This window comes from Chitinophaga sp. Ak27, from assembly GCF_012726295.1.
Classification (GTDB): domain Bacteria; phylum Bacteroidota; class Bacteroidia; order Chitinophagales; family Chitinophagaceae; genus Chitinophaga.
The window spans coordinates 61,193-79,408 of record NZ_JABAOB010000007.1 but is presented as its reverse complement, the minus strand read 5'-3'; the positions used below and the strand labels follow the sequence as shown (position 1 = coordinate 79,408).

The 18,216-nt window shown below is 44.8% G+C and carries 12 protein-coding genes; 1 reads left to right on the top strand and 11 read right to left on the bottom strand.

The window, feature by feature from the left end; genetic code table 11:
• Positions 1–72: 72 nt before the first annotated feature.
• The 7 genes from HGH90_RS22310 to HGH90_RS22280 form a co-directional block, all read right to left on the bottom strand.
• Positions 73–1,221 (bottom strand): TlpA disulfide reductase family protein, encoded by a 1,149-nt coding sequence (locus tag HGH90_RS22310; protein WP_169191913.1) that lies wholly within the window; start codon positions 1,219–1,221, stop codon positions 73–75.
• A 93-nt stretch (positions 1,222–1,314) separates the two neighbouring features.
• The gene (locus tag HGH90_RS22305; RefSeq protein ID WP_168765987.1) at positions 1,315–2,232 is read right to left on the bottom strand and encodes a peroxiredoxin family protein; all 918 of its coding nucleotides are present in this window, start codon (positions 2,230–2,232) and stop codon (positions 1,315–1,317) included.
• A 72-nt stretch (positions 2,233–2,304) separates the two neighbouring features.
• Positions 2,305–3,591, bottom strand: coding sequence for a TlpA disulfide reductase family protein (locus HGH90_RS22300; RefSeq protein ID WP_168765988.1), 1,287 nt, complete (start codon positions 3,589–3,591; stop codon positions 2,305–2,307).
• Positions 3,592–3,699: 108 nt separating this feature from the next.
• A complete protein-coding gene (locus tag HGH90_RS22295) occupies positions 3,700–5,157 on the bottom strand; it encodes a RagB/SusD family nutrient uptake outer membrane protein (protein WP_169191912.1) in 1,458 nt (485 codons plus the stop codon).
• 15 nt (positions 5,158–5,172) lie between these two features.
• Positions 5,173–8,730, bottom strand: a complete 3,558-nt coding sequence (locus tag HGH90_RS22290) for a SusC/RagA family TonB-linked outer membrane protein (RefSeq protein WP_168765991.1) — start codon at positions 8,728–8,730, stop codon at positions 5,173–5,175.
• Between the two features lie 265 nt (positions 8,731–8,995).
• Positions 8,996–10,201 carry a FecR family protein gene (locus tag HGH90_RS22285; protein WP_169191911.1) on the bottom strand — a complete coding sequence of 402 codons (1,206 nt, stop codon included), beginning with the start codon at positions 10,199–10,201 and terminating at the stop codon, positions 8,996–8,998.
• 89 nt (positions 10,202–10,290) lie between these two features.
• Complete coding sequence (locus HGH90_RS22280) at positions 10,291–10,890, bottom strand: RNA polymerase sigma factor (RefSeq protein WP_168765993.1); 600 nt, start codon at positions 10,888–10,890, stop codon at positions 10,291–10,293.
• Positions 10,891–11,295: 405 nt separating this feature from the next.
• Here HGH90_RS22280 and HGH90_RS22275 point away from each other — a divergent pair, with 405 nt between their 5' ends.
• Positions 11,296–12,414 (top strand): glycoside hydrolase family 43 protein, encoded by a 1,119-nt coding sequence (locus HGH90_RS22275; RefSeq protein ID WP_169191910.1) that lies wholly within the window; start codon positions 11,296–11,298, stop codon positions 12,412–12,414.
• Positions 12,415–12,471: 57 nt separating this feature from the next.
• Here the strand turns inward: HGH90_RS22275 and HGH90_RS22270 are convergent, their stop codons facing one another.
• Genes HGH90_RS22270 through HGH90_RS22255 form a run of 4 tightly spaced genes read right to left on the bottom strand, consistent with a single transcriptional unit; the run spans position 12,472 to position 18,212 of the window.
• Positions 12,472–13,809, bottom strand: a complete 1,338-nt coding sequence (locus HGH90_RS22270; protein ID WP_247679977.1) for a hypothetical protein — start codon at positions 13,807–13,809, stop codon at positions 12,472–12,474.
• 6 nt (positions 13,810–13,815) lie between these two features.
• Positions 13,816–15,024, bottom strand: coding sequence for a DUF4998 domain-containing protein (locus tag HGH90_RS22265; RefSeq protein ID WP_169191909.1), 1,209 nt, complete (start codon positions 15,022–15,024; stop codon positions 13,816–13,818).
• Between the two features lie 28 nt (positions 15,025–15,052).
• On the bottom strand, positions 15,053–16,222 hold the full coding sequence (locus HGH90_RS22260; protein ID WP_168765996.1) for a DUF5000 domain-containing lipoprotein: 1,170 nt from the start codon (positions 16,220–16,222) through the stop codon (positions 15,053–15,055).
• Between the two features lie 49 nt (positions 16,223–16,271).
• Positions 16,272–18,212, bottom strand: a complete 1,941-nt coding sequence (locus HGH90_RS22255) for a RagB/SusD family nutrient uptake outer membrane protein (protein ID WP_247679978.1) — start codon at positions 18,210–18,212, stop codon at positions 16,272–16,274.
• Between the last annotated feature and the right edge of the window lie 4 nt (positions 18,213–18,216).

Genomic DNA, 18,216 nt, shown 5'->3' with positions numbered 1-18,216 from the left:
GAGGGCTGTTCTTTGTAGAACAGCCCTTTCTTATTTACATTCTTACATTCAGCAATAGGTTACACCCCAGCGTCAGTTAGCCGTTTGCACAGGATAAAATATTTCGCTTAATGTTTCATCCAATGCTTTTCCTGACAATGTTTTTCCAACTATAATTCCATCAGGATTGATCAAAAAATTCTGAGGAATTGCCTGGACACCATATGATTTTGCAGCCGCACTATTCCAAAATTTCAGATCAGAAAGCTGAAGCCATAGAAGTCCGTCATTTTTAACGGCCGCCAACCACAATGCCTTGCTGTCAGACTTATCGAGAGAAATACCTACAATTGTGAAGTTCTGGTCCTTGAATTTATTGTAGACTTTCACCAGGTTTGGGTTCTCTGCCCTGCATGGCCCGCACCAGGAAGCCCAAAAGTCGACCAATACATACTTACCACGAAATGACGAAAGTTTAACCAGCTTCCCTTCTGCATCGGGAACTTCAAAGTCTGGCGCCGGTTGCCCTATTGCAGTTACTCTCATTTTATCCAGGTTAGCGGCCACTTTTTTACCTTCCTTACTATTTTTTATTTTGAATGATAAACCGTCGAACAAGGGCTTCACTACGTCATAGCGTTGGTCATAAGCGATTTTGGGAAACAATTCTAAGCTGAGCATTGATGCAGGATGGGACTGGATGAACTTAATATAGGCACCTTTGGTCATGTCACTAAACCTCTTCCGAAATCCTTCCGCTTTGGCCTCGTAATCCTGCGTGGCCTGTGGAGACACTTTTCCTCCCATGAATTGCCTGTCTTCATCGGTCATTTGTGAAAAGCCGGCATCAACCAGGCTATTAAGATCATTATAATCATTATTCCTGGGCGTTCCGGTTACCTGCACTCCTTCTACTGTAGCTCCATTCGTTTTAATATGAATGCTACCCGGCTCAAGATAAACGGTTACCTGTTCAAGGCTGTTAGTTCTCCCAACGCCTTTCGTATCAAAGGTTAATGTAGCGGATACCGGCGAAGTGGATGCCCTGCCGGCAAACCTGAAAGCACCATTCTTCAATTCAACGGAATCAACAATGGATTTACCCTCCATCGTATACTCCAGGTATGCCTTCCCAGGAGCGTTGCCTGTGCCATATTTGCCATTGATAGTAAACTTATTATTACTTTGAGCAAAAGCTGTCAATGACATTATTGACAAACCGGCTATAATTAACTTTCTCAATTTAAGTAGGATTAATTAGGGTTCAGAAATCGAATTATAATAAGAATTGCAATGGGTGATTAATATGTTACCATCAGAAAAAGCGTCTCGCATTTAGTTAAACAGTTCCATCAGCTTTGCTTCCAACGCTTTTCCATGGAGATCCCTGGCAACAATTACACCTTTGTTATCGATCAGGAAATTCCTGGGAATAGTTTTAATCTGATATTTTTTAGTAACAGGAGAATCAAATCCTTTCAGGTCTGCCAGGTTCGTCCAGGTATAACCATCCTTCTCTATTGCCTTTTTCCAGGCAGCAGCATCGGTATCGAGAGAAACGCCAATTACACCCAGCCCTTTGGTCTTATACCTGGCATAAAGCGGAATAAGCGCTTTTGCCTGCATTCTGCATGGTGAACACCAACTAGCCCAGAAATCAATAAATGTATACCTGTTATTGGAGATGATTGTTTTGGTGTAGATTTTTTTCCCTTTTACATCCGGCAGCGTAAAGTCCTCATATTGTACTGCTGCCTGTATACCCGGCGCCTGTATATTTTTTTCATTTTCAGCAGTAACGATAATACCGTTAGCATCATTTACAATCAGCGTATACTCCTTTGATGAAGGAGGAAGACACATTTGATTATTGCATGCCATGTACCTGATCCGGAAATGCAATACTGTTTTCTCATCTGCTTTGAGTTTGATAGTTTGCGAAAACGTAACACCCTTCGCGTAGTAAGCCACCGTTTCCCCGGCAGAAGATGCTGCTCCTTTTTCCTCCATCTCTCCTATCAACTGAACATTCGGATTTTCTCCCCATGTAATAGTAGTAGGCATTCCCATTCCACCATCATAAGACTGTGGATAGATATGAAACGGTTCGTTGATAGATGCCACGAAGGCAATCTTAAAGGTGAGCGGCGCTATTGAGTCACTGCGGAATTTCCACGAAACGGGGTGGTTATCCTGCGCAATGCCGGACAAAGCTGCCAGACTGGTCAATATCAAAAAAAACACTCTTCTCATAAATACTTTTTGCAGGGCAAAAGCCACATTCGTTTAAATTCAGTTAATATCATCCAACAGGCGCAATCCGCATTACCCTTTATACCTGGATTTTGTGATCTCTACCATAGACTTCAGCTTATAATACTCCCTGTCTGTGGAACCTGCGTAACCAGAACTAAAGAATCTTATATTACCCAATGGGTCAAATATGATTTTAGTGGGTGTTCCCTGGACATCAAAGAACTTGTTTTCTTCATCCTGTAAAACATTGAGGGTAATCCCTTTTTTCTTCACGAAAGTTTTCACGGTAGCGCTGTCTTCAAACAGGCTTACCACAAACATTTGAAATACATCTTTTTTATAGTCTGCCACTACGCGCTCAAATCCGCTGAAAGCGGCTACACAGGGAGTACATCCTGTGGACCAGAAATCCAGGGCCAGCACTTTGTTCTTATAATCGCTGAGATGAACAATATTCCCTTCCAGATCTGGCAGTGATATATCTTTTACAGGTTTCGTGGCATGAAAAAGCGTAAACATTTTACCATCTCCTCCCGGGCTTGGTATTGCACCGTCGAGCGTCGTTTTAGGTGATGCTATGTACAACGTTTCCACTTCCTTATAACAGTGATGGTATGCTTCATCCTTCAGGGATTTAAGATATTCCTCGAATCCATTTTCGGTACCCTTTACCTTTTTATATACCAACCTGAATGTATTCACCATAACCGGGTTTGATTCCGCCTCTCTGAATGCTTTACTTAAGGTATCGAATGCCGCCTGGTACTTACCGGCAGCCAACATCACTACGCCATACCGGTTCAGGTAATTGGATTTTGCATCTTTGAAATAGTGCATTTCGCGCATACCGTCTTTTACTTCCGAAGATTTCGCCAATAACTGTAATGCCGCATCTGTATTTCCCAGTTGAGCATTTGTTGCAGCATTTATCTCCAAAACGGTCTGCGTTCTGCCAATTCCATCTTTCAGTTCTCCTGTGTGTAGATCTTCCAATATCCCGGCTGATACCTTTTCCACTTCATGCGGATTAGTATTTTCATCAAAGAGATTGTCCAGTGCATAAGTCAGAGACAGGAATTGAAGTACGTTAAATTTCGGCCTGGTATTTTTATAATACCAATAACGTTCAAAATTTCCTTTGGTAAGCCATCCCATGGCCAGCTGCGCACGGTATTCCTCATACATAGATGGTTTGGCAGGGTCTATTGGATTTGCTTTCAACATTTCATTGTATTGCTTCTCCTGGTCTTCCACGTTTACTATTGAGGTAAAATCCTTAAAGTTATACTTTGCAGATGGCGATTGCTGCGCGAAGACGGACCCCGAAATCAGCAACAGCAAGATTAACTTTTTCATTTTCATCAGATTCAGATTAAACGGTATTAAAAATTTTGAATTATTACGATTGAAATTTCCTGCCGGGTAAATATGGCAGAGCCGTATGCTGTCATTTACTTACCAGTGCTATTTATTTTCCACCAATCCCTTGTTCTCGGCCAGCATCTTTTCACCGAACTTCAGGGCAAATCTCGCGGGCTTGAGCGTATAGGTTGCCACTTCGTTGCCGGCGTCATCATAAAGTTTATGTGTATACTTCACCGTATTGCTATAAACCGGGTCAACTGAAAGCCGGCGCATATCCCACCAGCGCATGCCGGAGGTGGCGAATTCACGAATACGTTCATCAAGGATATAGCGCACCAATGCCTCTTTGCTGCCCACTATATTTGCAGGTACAGTTGCGATATTGGCGGGCATTCTTTTTGACCGCAGCGTTTCGAGATCGCGCTTTGCCCCTGTAAGGTCACCTGCCCTTGCTTTAAGTTCTGCGCGCATCAGGTAGAGGTCAGGCAATGAGGGGCCGATTTCCAAACCGGAAAAAAGTGATGCGGAGTAGCGTCTCATTCCTCCTGGAAAGGTTTTGTCGGGATTGAACATTTCAATTCCTGAAAACAGTTCCAGGCGTTTATCTGCCGGATCATATAAGGCGGCCGTTTCCGGAGAAAACACATAGGTATTGGCTTGTTGCAGCTGAAAATTAATCATACTGAGATTGTATATCACCTGCGCATTGTTGGCAGCCAATGGATAATTTGAAAGTCCGAAACCGAAGTCAGGAAACCATGAATTATCGTTAGCAGGATCAAGCACTATGTTATAATCGTATAGCGCGAGCGGCACTGCAGCTTTATCAAGCTCCGCGAATGCAGCATCCACATGTGTGCTGGCCTCATTGAACTTTGCCATATACAGATAAACACGGCCCAATATAAATTCTGCCGCCAGCCTGGAAAATTTCCGCCTATGTATTAATGGGCCAAGGTCTGGCAATGCATCTGTCAAATCTTTTATGATAAAATCATAACATTCCTGTACAGAGGCCCGTACAAATGTTGTTTGGGTTACGTCTGCCTTTGTAAGCAGTGGCACTCCCAAATCCGTGGCAGCGGTAGCAGCATTATAGGGCAACGAAAAATCATTCAGAAAATAAAGATGGCAAAGCGCCCGTCCGACTTTAGCCTCCGCGAGGATGGCACGTTTTTGCTGATCAGTTCCTCCTTCTGATTGCATCACTTCGTTTATGACCTTGTTAAACGTATAAATGTTGGTTAGTGGCCATGTTTCATTGGGAAGCTGATCTTCATCGTATACCCTTGCTTCAAACCTGAACAGCCTTTGTGTTCTGATCTGGGCCGCATCCATGTAGGTTGCCTGGGCTGCCATTTCATCGCCCATGTATAAAGACGGCGGATAGGAAACCTGCAGACTCACTGCATTCATTAATTGCTCGTAGTCCAGCGTATTTTTGGCCACACGGGAGCCTTTAGGCTCAATTTCCAAAAAGTCTTTGGAGCATGAAGTCTGAAGCATCAACGATATAGACAGAATGGGTAATAATGCCCTATGAATGGATTTCATCATCTTAAGCAGTTTTAATTAAAGAGTAATGTGTGCGCCAACTGTGAATGTACCTTGTCCTATACGGATATTTCTGACACCTGCAGGCGATTGAAACTCCGGATCAATCCCGAAGTGGTTCCTCTTCCAGAGCATGAGATTAGATACCTGTGCCCTGAAAGTCAATCCTTCCGCATGTAGTCTCCGAACCAATGTCTTACCTACATCATAGGAAAGCGTGATCTCCCTGATCTTTGCATAAGACGCATCAAATGAATTCAGGTTAGAGTAGGTGTAGTAATAGATATTTCTGCCATTGTCGATGGTAGTGTTATAGGCATACCTGGGGATATTGGTTTTATTTTCATCTCCCGGCGTCTTCCAGCGATTAGCAAAGTCGGGTTGAAGCGTGTTCTGATAAAGGGGATCTTGCCAAAAATTATTAAAATCACGGAACAATACATGTCCTAAGTTAAAGCTGATATTAATTCCCAGTTGAAACCGCCTGTAATAAAATGTATTGAATAATCCACCTGTCGCGATAGGTTGAGAAGTTCCTGCCAAATGAACGTCTTCAGGTTTGGAGCCATTTTTATCAGACAGTATTTTTCCGTCGGCCTGGATAATCTGTGGATCTCCCGCCGCATTAAGTCCGCCGTTGATAAATTCGAATACAGCATATGCTGGTTTACCTTCCGCGAAGGATGTTCCGATCATTCCTGTACCGGTTGTGATGGCAGTTGCTGTTGCCATCCTTGTTATCTTATTTTTGTTGTACGACAGGTTCAGGACGGTATTCCAGTTGAAATCCCGGGAAATAACATTAAGTGAGGTCAAGCTAAACTCAAACCCTTTATTTTCAAGGTCGCCGTAATTACCGATAACAGTTGCATATCCAGTCAACGGCGCCGTCATCAATGAGCCGATCAGGTTATTGGTCTTCTTTATATATCCGTCTATTGAACCGCCCAGTCTTCCACCCAGCACTGTAAAATCCAGGCCTGCGTTATAGACAGTGGTCCCCTCCCAAGTAAGCTTATTGTTGCCGGGAGTGCCGATAACCAAACCAACGCCTGAAACATAGTTTACGTTCGATGAGGATTGCAGGATATCGAATGATGCTGCCTGGGCAGGCTTGGGTGCATTACCTGTTATGCCATAGGTGAATCTCAGGTGGAGCCGGTCCAGCCATGTAAACGATTTCATGAAGTCTTCCCGGTTCATCAACCATTTACCGCCTATGCTATAAACGGGCCTGTTTTGAGCAGATTTGGCAAGGCCAAATAAATTGCTCTCATCAATCCTCCAACTCGCATTCAGTGCATACTTCCATTGATACATGTACCCCAATGTGGAATAGTAAGAGGTGGTTCTGGCGATAGCCCCTTCTCCTCCACCCACATTATTTGATGGCAACCTTCTTCCCAGCACGCCGGATACCGTTCCTGTAATCCCTTTCATGAGCGTATCCATATTTACCGGACGGGAAACCTGCAACTGATCATCCCAGCCATAGTAGGTAGCAGATGATGTCAATGGTGTGGTACTTGTAGCTTCTTGTCCTGCCATTACCGTCAGTTGATGCGGATCCCAATTCCGATCGAATATCAACTGATTTCTTACTGTCCAGCTTTTCTGGGACGCATTATTTACATTGAGCATCCCCCCATCCTTTGGTAACCAATACCTGGGTGTGCTGTTTATAGTTGGCGCCTGGGTAAAACCTACCAGCTGGTCTCTTACCACGTAACTTTCCTGGTACTGAACTGTCCGGTTGTTTCTTGCAAATGTCTGGTAGCCATAAGTACCCTCAAAGCGAAGTCCTTTCAGCAATTGTAATTTCGCGCTTCCCACCACTCTTCCGGATATACTGCTACTCTTTGAATATCCCCTGTTAAACTCATCAAGCGGAACGTAGTCCAGGTTAACCCGGCTCCTGGCAGCATAATCAAGTCGGAGAGAATCGCTGTAATTTCCCAGGAAATTCACTGCCAGCGGATTTCCTGCATTATCGCGGAACCGCTGATAAGGTACGATGGAAACATCCGGGGCCAACACTCCTATACCCAGATTTGAAGTACTTGCTACTGTATTGGTGAGATCAGTGATTACCGAGAACTGCAATTTTTTATTGAAATTGAAATCCTGTCTGACATTCAACTTATACGAATTATTCCGTTCACCTGGTGTGCTGCTTTGAATACCGGTATAGTTCAGCGATCCATAAAAACTGTAAATGTCGCCGCCCCCTGAAAGCGAGACCGTATGATTAGTTGAGGCTGCATTTCTGTAAAAAATATTGGAAATTTCACGTCTGTTATCGATGGCTGCCAAACTATCCAGCGCCTTATCCGCCTGCGCGCCGGTGATTAGCCCCCGATACGCATCATATTGAATTTGCAGGTGCGGAGGAACCGGAGCAAAGGCCTGTACTGCACTCGAGCTATAATAGGGCGCATATTGAGGAAAGATTTCTTTTGCGGTAGCAATAAAATCCCTGCTGTTCATTTTCGGGATATAGGACAGATCCGGTTTGCCCTGGAAATTATAATAACCGTCGTAATCGACCCGCAGTTTTTGTCCTGTTTTACCTTTTTTGGTAGTAATCACAATCACCCCATTCGCCGCTTTTGCACCCCAGATAGAAGCTGCCGAGGCATCTTTCAGAACAGTTATATCTGCAATATCCTGCGGATTGATATTGGCGATGGGGTTAGTGGTGTTCATTATATTATTACGGGATGCATCACTGGTATTATCACCCGGTAATTCCACGCCGTCTACCACGATCAATGGCGACCTGGTAGAGTTGAGAGAAGTCAAACCCCGAACCAGTAATGGCTCTCCGCCCGGTGCATTATTTACCACCAGGCCGGGTACAAGCCCATCCAGCCTTTGGAGGATATTGGTACTGCTGGATCTGCTGGCAACAACGCTCATGTCTACCTTTGCTACTGCCCCTGTATTTCGTTCCCTGGTAATGTTCTGATAACCCGTAGAAACAATTTCAATAGATTCCAGCTTTTGTTCAGAAGGCGCCAGAATGACCGAAATCATTTCTGAATCGTTTACCTTCACCTCTTTTTCATTGAATCCTATGAAGCTTATTATCAACACTGCGCCTTTTTCCGCTTCTATATGAAACGTCCCCTTTTCATCACTCACGGCTACTACCTGGCTACCTTTAATACGGATGGTAGCTCCAGGCAGCGGATTTTTATCAGCGTCCGTGATTAATCCGGACACTTTCGTTTTAAGCTCGGCAGCAGCGGATAAATTTCCATTTCTACCGGATGCGCCAATATCTCTGCGCATCACTACCACATTACCCTGCTTTATCTCGAAAGCAAGTTTCTCCGGCTTCAAAATGGCAGTAAGGAAATCATCCAATGGCATCTGCTGTGCCTCAATAGTCACAGGATGCGCATTCTTAATATGTTCATCATTATAGAAAACAGTTACTCCCGTCTGTTTCTCAATAATTTTAAACACATTACGCAAAGGCTCTTTGTTTAGTTTGGCAGTAATAGACTGCGCCAGTCCTATGGCTTGTGCCTGAACTAAGACGACAGTTAATAAAACAAATGTTAGTTTCATCGCGAACGGTATTTTGGTTGATACTGGACGGTAGAATAAGCCACGCCGGGCTAATCCTAGCCTCCACGGCTGGTTTAAAGCAGAAAAAAGCATACTTTCTGAATAATTTTGGTTGGTTTCTATTATTGATCCCGGACAGGATGCTTTATTGGCATACCAGGTCATTACCGGAGAGATTCCCGGTTTCTTTGGTTTTTACCAAGCGGCCTGCCCAGTGCATTATTTTGTTATCAACGACACTTACTGAATGGTTAGTTAACAGCCATCAGGGAAGTATAATTAATCTCCTGTTTCCTTCCAGCTTGTAGTGAAGTCCCACGTTGCTTAGAAAATACAGCACATCGGTAAAGGGAAGGCTTCTCTTAATAGTACCGCCCAGCTGTACCTTCGGAATTGTTTGCGGATAAATCACTTCAATATCATACCACCTTGCAAGTTGCCGCATAGCCTCCTCCAGCGGAACATTATTAAAGTCAAAGACGCCATTTTTCCAGGCAACAACCGAAACTGCATTTACATCGTCAAAAATCTGAACGGGTTCGTTTCCGGTGGTAGTAAGCGCCTGTTGTCCGGGCTTAAGTAGTTTGTAGGCTGCCCCTTTTGTTGCAACCCGTATCGCTCCAGACAGCAGTGTAGTTCGAACGGATTGCTCATTATTATATGCATTCACGTTAAAACTTGTTCCGAGTACTTCAACAGAAGTTCCGCCGCTAACCGCTACCCTGAAAGGAACAGAAGGGTTTTGGGCTACTTCCATGTACACCTCTCCTGTAACACTAATAAGTCTTTCCTTACCCGTAAATACTACCGGGTATTTAATGGAACTTTCCGCGTTCAACCACACGCTGGTTCCATCTGATAACCTAAGCTCGAACTGCTTGCCTTTCGGAGTAGATACTGTATTATACTGAACTTCTGAACCTGTTCTTTCGTACTCAAACACTCCGTTGGTGACTTTAGCAACTGTTCCTCCCAGTAATGTTATCCGGCCATTTTTAACAGTATCCAAAAGTACCTGTGATCCGTCCGATAAGGTCAGTAAAACGCCACTTTTCCGTTGTTGGTCATTTGTTATCGACTGCACAACACCAGTTGGTGTTTCCGCTTGTTTCTTGTGATATAAATAATAAATACCAACACCCATTATCAATGCCACAGAAGACGCTACAGCCCAACTCCATTTCCGTATGAACAAATTCCTGTGACCAACATGCATACCCTTCCCTGTTTCCTTATCAACAGAGAACTCTCTTCCGGGATACCGATCCAGGATATTTTTGATCATCGTTTGCTGCTGAGCTTCACTAAAGAGGCCTTCATCCTGCATTTTTTCCCACATGTCCTCCAGTACAGGAATAATTTCCTGTTCAGTAGAAGCTGATTGCAACATATCAATAAGCTCCTGTCTTTCTGCTTCGGTAAACCGGTCGTCTGACCACCGTTCCAGGAGGTGCTGTAGTCTGCTATTCACAGTCAATCAATTTATTTCAACGGATATGATCCATCCTTATCTTAGGAGAAGACTTTTGTAAAAAAGGGGGTATTCCAATAAAAAAAAATTTACAATTTTATAATCAGGAAGGAAATTATGATTGGCAGGCCATTATTCCTGATGTAGTCTACGATAGATGAAGAAGCAATCTGAAGGTATTTTTTCACGGTTTCCCGGCTGATCTGCATTTCCTCTGCTATTTCGGTATATTTTTTCCCTTCTAACCGGGCAAGCATCCAAACCTTCTTTTGCTGTGGCGGGAGCCGATCTACCGCATCTTTCACCAATATATCGTACGCTTCCTTTAAAGAGGCCTCGTCCTGTGCCTCCAGGCCGTCGGCCGCAGTTTGTGTAATTTGATGCCACTCTTCCCGTTTTTTGTACTCTCTGTCGATGTTCTTCAGCATCCTGACTGCATGATGCCTCGAGATTACGAATAACCAGGAACGAAAGCTTTCCACTTCTCTCAGAGATTCCCTTGTTAGCCATAGCTGGGTGAAAATTTCCTGTACCACGTCGGAAGCTATGTCCTGATCTTTGGTAATTTTGACCAGGTATGTAAAAAGAAGGCCGGAATACGCTTTCACAAGCATAGCAAATGCCTGCTCGTCCCCTTCAGAGATCTGCAACAGCAGTTGGCGATCGCTATTATGTTTAATACCTGACAATTAATACGTTGATTGGTTCGAATTAGCCACAATGTTATTAAAAATTTCACACAGTTAATATTAGCCTTTGGCTCATAACATAATACTTCTTCGGCAGATCGGATCTCTGCCGTTAAAATAAGATAGTGATTTTCCGGGCTTCTGTTCATTCAAACCAATTGGATGGCTGGATGCTATATGGCATCAACTAGACTGAAAGCCCTTACTGAAAAAGAGAAAATATACAGTTATGGCCAATTTGAAGACTACTAGTTTACAGCTTTAAATCTGTTTTTTTCCGGAGGTCTAATACCAGACTTTTTCAGCATAACTGATGATGTGCCCATTTTCGCTACTTGCAAACTGCTAGCCGGACTCCTGACAATTCCTCCTATGTTCCCTCACAAAAAATTAATATCTTGAAACATGAAAAAAATAATACTCCTCTCTTTTTTAATAGCAGCGGCTATATCCCTGCACGCACAGCAAACCTACAGCAACCCTCTGGCGGTTGATTTGGCTGACCCTTATGTATTACATGTAAAAGGCGATAAATATTATATGTATGGAACCGGTGGGGCCAGGAATGGTTTCGCGGCCTATTCTTCTACCGACCTGGTGAATTGGAAAAACGAGGGTCAGGTATATTTTCATGATAACAAAAATGGCTGGAGTGATCCGAAAGCCGCCTGGGACGGCGCTTATTGGGCGCCGGAAGTATATGCTATCAATGGGAAGTACTATATGTTTTACAGCGCTCAATGGAAAGACAATCCAACCAAGGAGGCCGAAAACTTTCGCATTGGCGTTGCTGTGGCTGATAAGCCAACCGGGCCATTTATCGATCTAAACAACAAGCCCATTTTTGATCCTGGGTATCCCATTATTGATGCGAATGTACTATTCGATACCAATGGAAAAGTATATCTCTATTATTCCCGTTGTTGCTACAAACATCCGGTACAGAGTGAAATAGCCACATGGGCAAAAAGCAAAGGCTGGTTCAATGAAATAGAAGAAAGTTGGGTATATGGAGTAGCATTAAAGCCAGACTTTAGCGGCACCATCGGTGAGCCGGTGCTGCTATTGCGCCCACCGGTGAGCATGAAAGATAAACAAGCTGAGTGGGAAAGCCGTTCGGTTACCTCAAAAGAGGTGAATCGCCGCTGGACGGAAGGTTCTACCATTTTCAAAAAAGGAAATGCCTACTACATGATGTATTCTGCCAATTACTTCGGCGGGAAAAACTATGCGGTGGGTTATGCGACTGGCAAAAGCCCGTTAGGCCCTTTTAAAAAAGCGGCTAACAACCCTGTGTTACAAAAAAACGTTGAGCAAGGCGGGGTGGTAACAGGTACCGGTCATAACAGCATCACCTATTCACCAGATGGCAAAGAAATGCTTTGCGTATACCATGGCCGTACACTGGAAACGGGAGATAAGCGCGTCGTTTTCGTAGACCGGATGAAGATATTGCCAGATGGAAAATTAGTGGTGGAAGGTCCTAAGACAGCAGCACAACAGCTTCCCAGTGGAGTTAAGTAATATTATTCTATACTAAAAAGGCTTTTAAGTAGCTGCTTAAAAGCCTTTTTAGTATACTTACTTCACTTTCTTCGCCCAGGTCTTCAACTGGTTAACCGCATCATACAGCACTCCAGCTTCACCCCGGAAATCGCCGGAGCCGGAAGCTTTGCCGGTGCGTACATCGTACCACTCGTTAAATCCTTTATTCTTAATAACGCGGTCCAGCATTGGACTCATTTCTGCGTAAGCCTCTGCAGGCATCCCATTAACAGTTAATGCAGTGATCATACGTCCGCCAAACCAGGTCCAGTCGCCGGCATTCTGATAAACATAGGCAGGCATGTTTGGAAATACTTCTACCGGGTAAGGTGGATAAACGGTCATCCCGATGGTGGCGAAAGGTTCTTTTTCCGCTGCAGCCAGGAACTGCTGGTTGATCTGCCGGATCTCTTTCTGGTCGTGCAATCCAGCCAGGATGGCGCAGGCGGTGCCGCCGGTATAAAGTATACTGCGCTCATCGAAGGAAGCCGGAAACGGACTACCATTCAGGTAAATATGCGGGATGTATTTGTTGGCAACGGCGTCCCACAGGTGTTTCCGGATACTTTTTCTAAGCGTAGCAGCTATAACTTTCCAGTTATCACGAGCCAGATAAGCTGCTGGTTTTACTGCCAGGAAATCGTTGATAGCCAACAGGAACATGGCATTATCGTAAATATCGATCGCCCATTTTGTTTTTTCATTCAGCGCAACGCCCCATCCGGTTTCTGGTTGCACATCTCCCCAATCTATGGTGGTAGCACCTTTAACAAGACCATACTCTTTCGACCAGCGCTCATTTAAAATAAAACGCATAGCGGCTTCCATTCTTTGCAGCACGGTTTGATCGCCTACCTTTTCCTGTAGAATGCTTTTATCACCGGTTACATCTATGTATTGCTTAACCGCCTGTATCAACGATGATTCCTGGTCTGTTTCCACGGTGTTTTTGTGGCTGGCCCAGCCCGGAGCCAGCGCTGAATAGGCGTATTTATAACCGATGTTGGCCTGCTTTTCATTGATGGCGCCATCGGGAATATTGCCATCCGTACCTTGGAGCTTAAAGAAGAGGAGCAGCGCGTCTTTTACATCCTGACTGCTACGCACTTTCAAAGAACCTTTGATAAAGGTATTGAAGTCCCTGATCCAGATTTCTCCATAACCTGTACCCGCGTTGAAACCGGTTAAAACTTTTAACGCCCATGCCTGTACAGTATCCAGACGGCTATCAGCCTGTATTTGTTGGGCCAGTGCTGTTTTGCTGATCCCTGCCGCTTCTATCCGGCCCGGATAGGATAACAACTTAAATCCGCCGCGCTGTGCATGTGCTGCCATCGCCAGGATAAGGCATGGCAGTATAAATAATCTTTTCATCTGATGTTACTTATCGTGTGTATAAAATGTAAATTCTTCCATGGTCATGAATCCGCTGTTTCCCCAGTTGGTTAGCAGCTTAAACCGGTAGTACCGGAAGGGCGCAACGCCGACAGGTACGCTAAATACTTCCCCTGCCTGTGCGTAGGCCACATCGTCATCCGAATTTTGTCCTACAGGCAAACCAGACGGCTTAATGGATTCATAAGCGCCGATCTTTGTCCAGCTGCCCCAGCTGCCATCTGCAGCAGGGCTATTGCTGCCGTATAATTCAAAAGTCTTCACGCTTTCTTTGTCATACAAACGATCGTTGGCCTGCCATACTTTGAACCGGCTCAGTGTCGCAGCTGCACCACCATCTATCGTGAACCAGCAAGGTATGACAGATTGGGTGGCGAAACCAGGAGGATTGTAGTTTTCATCCCACAGGTAGTCGATCAGCCAGCCATAGCCGCCATCTTTTACATCAGTGGGCAATTCAAGCACACTAAAACCAGCCTTGGGCAGCTCTCTTTCAAATGCCGGCAGCGTAACTGTGCCGGCCTTAGGATAAAAGTATTCAAAAGCCGTGGAATCGGGCTTATATTTTGAATTGTAAGTCAGTGCTGACAGCGGTTTATAATCGGGCAATACCGTGCGCATTTCGGTAGCAGGCACTGTTATTTTACGCGTTGTTCCATCGGCAGCAGTATAATTCACATCGATGCCTTGTTCGCCCGCTGCCGGCGCCCCCCAGTTTAATATCACCTGGTTGCCGTCGGCAGATTGCGTCACAGATTGCAAGGTACGGTTGATGAGCGTACCAACATAGTTCTGACCAATAGCTACCCCAAAAGCATTCACCATCACCGAACGATGATTTTCCTTGTCATAGGTATAAATGGTAAAATTATAATCGCCTTCGTTTAGGCCAGGTATCAGTACAGTAATCGTATCTGCCCCGGAGGTCCGTTTCACGGGTAGCTCCAGGGAGTCGGTATTATTATTCCAGAACACCTTTAACCGGCTTACCAATGGATCATTACCTAATATAACAGATAGCTGAATACGGTTGAGGCCAGAGCGGGCTAATACTGTATCAGCCCTGCCTGGATAGGTGATTTCACCGCCTTCCATATATCTTCTGTAAGCATCTCCCCTGGTTTTAGTGCAGGACACAATAAAGCCGGTGATGACAAGTATCCATAAAAAAGTGAAAAGCCTGATATCTTTCATGTTGTTTATTTCTTGGTTGACAAATGATTTATTTGGTATCCCCCCAGGTCATGATCTCATAGAAGTTCACATAAGTACCGTTAGACCAGTTCTTCAGCGTCTTAAAGCGGATATAACGCACCTTGGGTGTATTCAACGGGAAGGTGACTGTCCAGCCAGCTAAAGCTGCATCCGTATCCGCTTGCGAAAGCTGGCCTTCAGGTAAACCAGATGGCTTTACCTGTGTAGTGGTAGTCAATAACGTCCAACTATCATCAAAGCTTCCGTTGGGATTGGGTTTATTAGAGCCCCAGATTTCTACCACCCTGGGATTATGCAGGGAGTAATAGTAATCGGGTCGCATGAACCATACCAGCCGGCTTAGTTTGGCAGTTACGCCCATATCGTATGTAAACCATTGCGGCATCCGGGCGGCGTCGCCGGAGTGATAAAAACCACTGGTGGTGCTGCCGTCGAAAAGGCCTGCCACATTGCCGCCATAGCCCAGCGGAGCGTCACCAGGTAATACCACTTCTTTCATTTTGGTGCGATCCAGCAGCTCTTCAAATAACGGTGTCAGTTTCACCCGCAGGGTATCAGAAACATTCCCCCATCTGTCGCGCACATATACGCCGAACTGCGTTTCTATATCTTTCATATTCCGGGTAGAGAAATTTCCTTCCTTCAGGTTAGTATACTGTGTAGTGATGGGAGAGAATTGTCCCAGGGAGTCGTTAGCCAGCACTACCAGCGCCAGGTCATCTTCTCCGGTATTAGTAAATTTTACATTTACTCCACCAAAATCAGGAACTACGGATAATGATCTTCTCACTATCCAGATGACAGGCTCCAGCGGATGTACTGTTACCTCCACGGGAAGAGAAACATTCTCGCTTTTATCCACCACATACAATGATACCTTGTAGGTGCTGGTATCGCCAAATCCCTCCACCGTCAGGCTGTTGTTATAGCGACTTACTTTGGTTTCACTTTTTACACCCTTGGTAGTTTGATAGCGTGCTTTTACATATAACAGGTCAGAATCTCCGGGTAAGGTAAAGCTGATCCTGGCGGAGCCATTGAGATTGGTGACGGTTACATTGTTCACCGTTCCCGGAGGAGTATTATCCTGTTTAACAGGTCTGGGTTCCTCTCTTTTACAGGAGCAGATAGCCAGCAGCGATAATAATATGGAAGTGAGATAAATTCGTTTGTTCATATCAGTGCTTTTTACGCAGGTATAAATAATTTGACAGGATAGCCGGTTATTACCATCCGGGATTTTGCAGCAGGTTGGGATTGATCTGAAGATTATCTTCCTTGATTGGCCAGAAATAGTCGCGGGGCGCTATAAACTGCATGTTGAATATAAACACCTTGCGGTTATAATCTTCATAAGTGGATTGCAGGATATCCCATCCGTAAATGGGGCTGTTCAGTACCTGCGGTGCTGTTTTCCAACGGCGCAAATCCCAGAAGCGGCTGCCTTCAAATGCCATTTCTATACTACGCTCCTGCCTGATGATATCCCGGAGTCCGGCAACAGATGCATATTTTGTTGGATTATTGGAATAAGTGCTCCATGAAGTTTCAACCGACTGTAATCCGGCTCTTTCGCGGATCTGGTTCAGATAGGTTAATGCTTCCGCAGCAGCCCCGGTTTCATTGAGCGCTTCTGCATACAGGAGATAAAGGTCCGACAGGCGCATCACCGGCCATGGATATGACTCTGTTTGTAAGGAGGTAGTGGTAAAGTTTAGGTTCCAGCTTACAATTTTCTTGGTGTAATAGCCGGTGACAGAGTATAAGCGGCTTTGCTTTTTCCCGGAGTATTGTTCCAGTTTACTTTGAATATTATAGTTTTCATTTTTCATGAACCATTTGGATCCATCAAACGCCAGGTCGGCATAGAATCTCGGTTCTCTTTCAAAATGCAGTCCCACTGTTCTGTACCCTTCCTGCATGCCAGTATCTATTGCGGTAACATTGCGCAGTTTATAGCGATTGGCATAGTCCCATGTTTTATCTTCATCGATAGGTACGCCATGCTGTGTGTAAAACATTTCCGCTATTTTCAAAGGCGGGGCGAGTTTTCCTTTCAGGTTAATATTGAATGTATTGGGGTCCAATTGGGGGCAGGCAAATGTTTGCAGCCAGTAGGTTGGATCGCCGTCTGATGTTAATCCCCATATCAGTTCACTATTCCATTTCTCACACACGGCATTACGGATACTCATCTCTATCTGCGTGGCGTGATCCACTTCAAAAATAGAGGGATTGAAATGATATAATCTTACGCCGGCTGCATTAGCGAGGTCTATGGCTTTTTTGCAGGCTTCTCTGGCTCTTGTCCATTTGGAGGCATCGTACTGGGGGTTAAAAAGTACCTGTCCGTTTTTGTTTTTCATGCCTGCAAAATCGTTATTGCCATTAAACAAAGGACTGGCAGCGGTTACCAGTACCCGCGCTTTAATGGCCAGTGCAGCCACTTTGGTAATGCGGCCAAGTTCTGTGGTAGAGCTGGTGATAGACAGGGGCAGACCGGTATTTTCTCCGGCAGCAGCTTCATCTAACAGGTTTGCTATATAGTTTACCACAGAGTCGACAGGTTGCCTGAATACCCGTACTTCATCTGGTGAAGCGGTAATGGGCAGATTTTTATCTACTACAGGGATAGGGCCGTACATCCTGAATAAATACCAATGGAAATACGCCTTCAGGAATTTAGCTTCCGCAATCCACCGGTCTCTTTCATAGGGCTGCAGATCTAATACTTTGCGAACATTTTCCAGGAAGATATTACAGGCCCTGATTCCTTGCCACAGCGACTTCCCATCATATCCATCCCAATAGTTCATATAGGGACTGGCGCTATTTTGATTACCGCGAGCAATGTTATATGGATCGAGGAAAAAGTAATCTTCGCTCATAGGCCAGTAAGTCCAGGCCTCGTCGCCACCGCTGAACGCGGGGTTGTAATCCGGTTGTCCTTCTTTTGGCAGGTAGGCATAGCAGGTAAATAAATATTTTTCGGCTTCCACGCGATTGGCAAAAGCGTGCTCGATGGTAGGCACATTGTCTGGGACTATATCCAGGTATCCCTTTTTACAGGAAGTAAAAAAGGTAGCGGCCACACACAACATCACAATGGTAAGAGGATTGTTGCGAATGGGTTTCATGGCTATTAAATAAGTATATAATGATTGCATAGTA